A 5,877-nucleotide genomic window follows, 5' to 3' on the forward strand; every position below is an offset into this window, starting at 1 on the left:
ATCCGAAGCTGCGGCCGTTGCGGCCGCCGCCCGGGGCGCGGTCGAGCGGATGCGGCCGGGGGTGCGCTACCTGCTCGGCCCCGGCGGCACCACCGCCGAGATCGCCCGCCAGCTCGGGCTCGAGAAGTCGCCGCTCGGCGTCGACGTGATCCTCGACGGCAGACGGCTGCTGTCGGCCGCGAGCGAGGCGCAGCTGCTCGACGAGATCTCCCGAGGCCCGGCGCAGGCCGTCGTCACCGTGATCGGCGGGCAGGGCTTTCTGCTCGGCCGCGGCAACCAGCAGCTCTCGGCCGCGGTCGTCAGCGCCCTCGGCGACGATCCGCTCATGGTGGTCGCCCCCGAGCAGAAGCTCATCGACCTGCATGGCCGCGCGCTCATCGTCGAGACCGGCGATCCCGCCGTCGACGAGCGGCTGTCCGGCCACATCCGCGTCATCACGGGAGCCGCTACGACCAGCCTGTACGCTGTCGCCGCCCCCGAGCTCGTCCCCTGACCCGGTCGCCCAACCCGACCTTCAGCCCACCCGGAAGGAAACCCATGCGTCTCGAGAACAAAAAAGCCATCGTCACCGGCGGCGCCGGCGGCATCGGCCGCGCCACCTCGCTCGCCTTCGCCGCCGAGGGCGCCTCGGTCGCCGTCGTCGACCTGAACGCCGACGCCGCCGAGGCGGTGGCGGAGGAGATCCGCTCCGCCGGCGGAACGGCCGTCGCGATCGCCGCCGACGTCTCGAGCGAAGACGACATCATCCGCGTCGTCGAGACGGCGAACGAGTCGCTCGGCGGCATCGACGTCGTGTTCAACAACGCGGGCATCATCCGTCGCACCACCGCCGTCGAGACCACCGTCGAGGAGTGGGACCGCGTGTTCGGCGTGAACGTGCGCGCCATCTTCCTGATGTGCAAGCACGTCGTGCCGATCATGAAGGCGAACGGCGGCGGCTCGATCGTCAACACCGGCTCCGGATGGGGACTCAAGGGCGGCGGCCAGGCGATCTCGTACTGCGCGTCGAAGGGCGCGGTCGTGAACATGACCCGCGCGCTGGCGATCGACCACGGTCCCGACGGTATCCGGGTCAATTCGGTCAACCCGGGCGACGTCGACACCGGGATGCTGCGCGACGAGGCCCGTCAGCTGGGTCAGGACCAGACCGGATTCCTGGCCGAGGCGGCGGAGCGTCCGCTGAACCGGATGGGGCAGCCGAGCGAGATCGCGGCGGCCGTGGTATGGCTCGCCAGCGACGAGGCGTCGTACGTCACCGGATCGGCGCTGGTCGTGGACGGCGGCGGGATCGCGTGATCTGCTGACCACCCGCCGAGCGATTCCTCGGTTGGTAAGGCTTGCCTAACCCGTGTTACGTTAGGTGAGCCTTACCGAACCCGGCGCGATCCGCGCCTGCCACCCACCCGAAGGAACGCCCGTGCGATCTTCCCGCCTCCTCGTCCTCGCCGCCGCGGCATCCCTCGCCCTCGGCCTCGCCGGCTGCGCCTCCGCCGCCGATGACAGCTCCGGCGACTCGACCGCCGGCTCGACCGGATCCTCGGGCGGGCCGTTCCCCGTCACCATCGAGCACGCCTACGGCGAGACCGTGATCGACGCCAAGCCCGAGCGCGTCGCGACCGTCGCGTGGGCGAACCACGAGGTGCCCCTCGCGCTGGGCATCGTCCCGGTGGGCATGAGCAAGGCCACCTGGGGAGACGACGACGGCGATGGCATCCTGCCCTGGGCCGAGCAGAAGCTCGACGAGCTCGGCGGCGAGACCCCCGTGCTGTTCGACGAGACCGACGGCATCGACTACGAGGCCGTCGCCGACACCGCCCCCGACGTGATCCTCGCCGCGTACTCCGGACTCACGCAGGAGGAGTACGACACCCTGTCGAAGATCGCTCCCGTCGTGGCCTACCCCGACGTCGCGTGGGGCACCTCGGTCGAGGACATGATCGAGATGAACGCCGCCGCGCTCGGCCTCGAGAAGGAGGGCGAGGCCCTCGTCGAACAGCTCGACGCCGACGCGGACGCCGCGCTCGAGCAGCACCCGGCCCTGAACGGCGCGAAGGTGCTGTTCGGCTACTTCGACATGAGCGACCTGTCGAAGATCGGCTACTACACCGCCGCCGACACCCGTCCTGGCTACCTGCACGAGCTCGGCCTGCCGCTGCCGCAGATCGTCGCGGACAGCGAAGACAGCGACCAGTTCTACCTCGAGGTGTCGGCCGAGGAGGCGCAGAGGTTCGACGATGTCGACCTGTTCGTCACCTACGGCGACGACTCCACCGTGGCCACCCTGCAGGCCGACCCGCTGCTGTCGAAGATCCCCGCGATCGCCGAGGGGCGCGTCGCGATCCTGCCCGACGCGACGCCGATCGCGGCATCCGCCAATCCGTCGCCGCTGTCGATCCCGTGGGGCCTGGGCGACTACTTCGACATCCTCGCCGCACCGCTGGCCCGGTAGCACTCGCGCATCCGGAGACTTCCGCTTGTGACCTCCACCGCCGCCGCACCAGCACCGGCCGTCGCGCATCTGCGCCGGCCGGTGCTGGCGCGCGCGTCGTGGCTGATGGCCGGCGTCGCGGGGCTGATCGTGCTCAGCATCCTGTCGATCTCGTTCGGCGTGCGCGCGGTGACGATCGACGATCTGCTCGCGGCGCTGGCGGGGCAGAACGAGACGATCGAGCAGGCCGCGATCATCAAGCGGATGCCGCGAACGGCGCTGGCCCTGCTGGTCGGTGCGGCGCTCGCCGTGGCGGGAGCGGCAATGCAGGCCGTCACCCGCAACCCGATCGCCGAACCGGGCATACTCGGCGTCTCCAACGGCGCCTCGCTGGCCGTGGTCATCGGCATCGCCTCGTTCGGCCTGAGCGACCCGTTCGGGCAGATGGCATTCGCGATCTCGGGCGCCGCGGTGGCGGCGGTCTTCGTCTACGCCGTCGGATCCCTGGGCCGCGGCGGTGCCACTCCGCTCAAGCTCGCACTCGCGGGTGCGGCCACCTCGGCCGCCTTCGCCTCGCTGATCAGCGCGATCATGCTGCCGCGGGTCGACCTGCTGCAGAGCTTCCAGTCGTGGCAGGTGGGGGGCGTCGGCGGTGCGGAATGGCCGCGCATCGCGGTCACCGCGCCCGTGCTCGCACTCGGCGCCCTCATCTGCCTGCTGAGCGCACGGGGGATGAACTCCCTCGCACTCGGCGACGACATGGCCAGAGGCCTGGGCGAGAACGTCGCCCGCACGCGGATGCTCGCGGCGCTCGGCGCCGTGATCCTCGCCGGCGCCGCCACCGCGATCGCCGGTCCGATCGGCTTCGTCGGGCTGATCGTGCCGCACGTGTGCCGGATGCTGGTCGGCACTGATCACCGCTGGCTGCTGCCGTTCTCGGCGATGGTCGGAGCGGTGCTGCTGACGGCGAGCGACATCGTCGGCCGGGTGATCGCCCCGTCGGGCCAGGAGATCCAGGTCGGCATCATCACGGCGATCATCGGGGCGCCCTTCTTCATCTGGATCGTGCGCAGGCAGAAGGTGCGTGAACTGTGAGCGCTCGCGAGCGCACGGCAGGCGCACACGCCGCGGCTGAGACCCGCATCCCGACCGGGCACACGCTCGAGCGTCCGGCCGACACCGGCGCGCAGCGCGTCGTCGGCATCATCGCCGGCCGCCGCGCCCGCCACCGCCGCCACGCGGCCGCCACGATCACGCTGGGTGCGCTGGTGTGCCTGCTCTTCGCCGTCGCGCTCATGGTCGGCGATCGGTTCTACGGCCCTGAGCAGATCGTGCGGGTCCTGCTGGGCGAGACGGTGCCCGGAGCCTCGTTCACCGTGGGCGAGCTGCGCTTGCCGCGGGCCGTACTGGCGGTGCTCACCGGGCTCGGCTTCGGGATGGCCGGCGTGACGTTCCAGACCCTGCTGCGCAACCCGCTCGCCTCGCCCGACATCATCGGCATCTCGCACGGCGCCGGCGCCGCAGCAGTGATCGGCATCATCGTGCTCTCGCTCGACGGGCCGGCGGTGTCGCTGCTCGCGCTGGGCGGCGCGCTCGCCACGGCCGCGCTGATCTACGCGCTCTCGATCCGGGGCGGCTTCGCCGGCACCCGGCTGATCCTCATCGGCATCGGGGTCGCGGCGATGCTGCAGAGCGTGACCTCGTACCTGCTCTCGCGGGCGGCGAGCTGGGACATCCAGGCCGCGATGCAGTGGCTCAGCGGCAGCCTCAACAACGCCTCGTGGGAGCGCGTGCTTCCGATGGCCGTCGCGGCGGCGGTCGTGATGCCGCTGATGCTGTCGCAGGGGCGCTCGCTCGGGGCGATGCAGCTCGGCGACGACTCCGCCGCCGGCCTGGGCGTGCGGGTGAACGCGACGCGCATGCTGTTCATCCTCGGGGCGGTCGCTCTGCTCGCCTTCGCCACGGCCGCGGCCGGACCCATCGCCTTCGTGGCGTTCATGGCCGGGCCCATCGCCGCGCGCATCGCCGGACCCGGAGCGACCCTGCTGCTGCCCAGCGCGCTCGTCGGCGCCGCGCTCGTGCTCGGCAGCGACCTGATAGCGCAGTTCGTCCTCGGCGCCCGCTACCCGGTCGGTGTCGTCACGGGGGTGCTCGGCGCGCCTTTCCTCATCTACCTGCTCATCCGCACCAACCGCTCGGGAGGCTCCCTGTGACCGCGGCACACACTCTCGCGGCCGAGTCCGTCACGCTCGCGTACGGCGACCGCACGGTCATCGAGGGGCTCGATCTGTCGATCGCGCCCGGCCGGATCACCTCGATCGTCGGGGCGAACGGATGCGGCAAATCCACGCTGCTTCGTGCGCTGGCGCGCCTGCTCGCGCCGGCTGCGGGCCGGATCGTGCTCGACGGCGCCTCGGTGCACGCTCGCCCGTCCAAGGAGGTCGCGCGCGTTCTCGGGCTGCTGCCGCAGTCACCCGTCGCGCCCGAGGGGATCGCGGTCGCCGATCTCGTGGGCCGGGGGCGGCACCCGCACCAGCGGATGCTCGCGCGCTGGAGCGCCCACGATTACGCCGTGGTCGCCGACGCGCTCGACGCCACCGGCATCAGCGATCTCGCCGATCGCAGCGTGGACGAGCTGTCGGGCGGTCAGCGCCAGCGGGTGTGGATCGCGATGGCGCTCGCGCAGCAGACCGACATCCTGCTGCTCGACGAGCCGACCACGTTCCTCGACGTCGCCCACCAGGTCGAGGTGCTCGATCTGCTCACCGACCTCAGCGTCTCACGCGGCACCACCATCGTGATGGTGCTGCACGACCTCAACCTCGCCGCCCGGTACAGCGACGAGCTGGTCGCCATGAAGGACGGCCGGGTGCACGCGGTCGGGGCGCCGGGTGAGATCCTCACCGCCGAACTCGTTCACGAGGTCTTCGGCCTCGCCAACCAGATCACCGTCGACCCCGTCTCGGGCAAGCCGATGGTCACGCCCATCGGGAGGCATCATGTCCACTGACACCACGACGAAGACTCGGCCCACCTACCTGCTGGCGCTCGCCGAGGTGCGCGCGGTCGAGCGGGTCTCGCCGAACTTCGTGCGGATCACGTTCGGCGGTGACGAGCTCGACGAGCTCGGCACCCTGGGCGACACGCTCGACTCGCGCATCAAGCTGATCTTCCCGCCGCGACCGGATGCCGTGCCGCCGATCGACCGTGACGGCGACGACTGGTGGGGATCGTACCTCGCCGTTCCGGAGGACGAGCGCGGCTCGATGCGCACCTACTCGGTGCGCGAGCTGACCGTGACGGATGCGGGCACCGAGATCGTCGTCGACTTCGTGCTGCACCTGCGACCGGGCCTCACCGGCCCGGCCTCCCGGTGGGCGGCGGGCGCACGGGTGGGGCAGCCGCTGTTCATCGTCGGCCCGCGCCGTGGGGTGTCCGCCCGCGAGCAC

7 protein-coding genes are annotated in these 5,877 nt (G+C 71.5%); all 7 read left to right on the forward strand.

Annotated features, from left to right (window positions below):
- Positions 1-493, forward strand: a 493-nt coding sequence (locus RT309_RS13320; protein ID WP_313357780.1) for a hypothetical protein, incomplete at its 5' end; no start/stop codon positions are given.
- A 44-nt stretch (positions 494-537) separates the two neighbouring features.
- Complete coding sequence (locus RT309_RS13325; protein ID WP_313357782.1) at positions 538-1,296, forward strand: SDR family oxidoreductase; 759 nt, start codon at positions 538-540, stop codon at positions 1,294-1,296.
- A 121-nt stretch (positions 1,297-1,417) separates the two neighbouring features.
- Positions 1,418-2,449 carry an iron-siderophore ABC transporter substrate-binding protein gene (locus RT309_RS13330; protein ID WP_313357783.1) on the forward strand — a complete coding sequence of 344 codons (1,032 nt, stop codon included), beginning with the start codon at positions 1,418-1,420 and terminating at the stop codon, positions 2,447-2,449.
- A 27-nt stretch (positions 2,450-2,476) separates the two neighbouring features.
- A complete protein-coding gene (locus tag RT309_RS13335; protein WP_313357785.1) occupies positions 2,477-3,523 on the forward strand; it encodes an iron ABC transporter permease in 1,047 nt (348 codons plus the stop codon).
- A gap of 47 nt (positions 3,524-3,570) precedes the next feature.
- Complete coding sequence (locus RT309_RS13340) at positions 3,571-4,641, forward strand: FecCD family ABC transporter permease (RefSeq protein ID WP_396654459.1); 1,071 nt, start codon at positions 3,571-3,573, stop codon at positions 4,639-4,641.
- The gene (locus tag RT309_RS13345) at positions 4,638-5,438 is read left to right on the forward strand and encodes an ABC transporter ATP-binding protein (protein WP_313357786.1); all 801 of its coding nucleotides are present in this window, start codon (positions 4,638-4,640) and stop codon (positions 5,436-5,438) included. Before RT309_RS13340 ends, RT309_RS13345 begins: the two co-directional genes overlap by 4 nt.
- On the forward strand, positions 5,428-5,877 hold a 450-nt coding region (locus RT309_RS13350), incomplete at its 3' end, for a siderophore-interacting protein (RefSeq protein ID WP_313357788.1). The genes RT309_RS13345 and RT309_RS13350, both read left to right, overlap by 11 nt.

The sequence above is a fragment of the Microbacterium sp. genome, assembly GCF_032084865.1.
Taxonomy (GTDB): domain Bacteria; phylum Actinomycetota; class Actinomycetes; order Actinomycetales; family Microbacteriaceae; genus Microbacterium.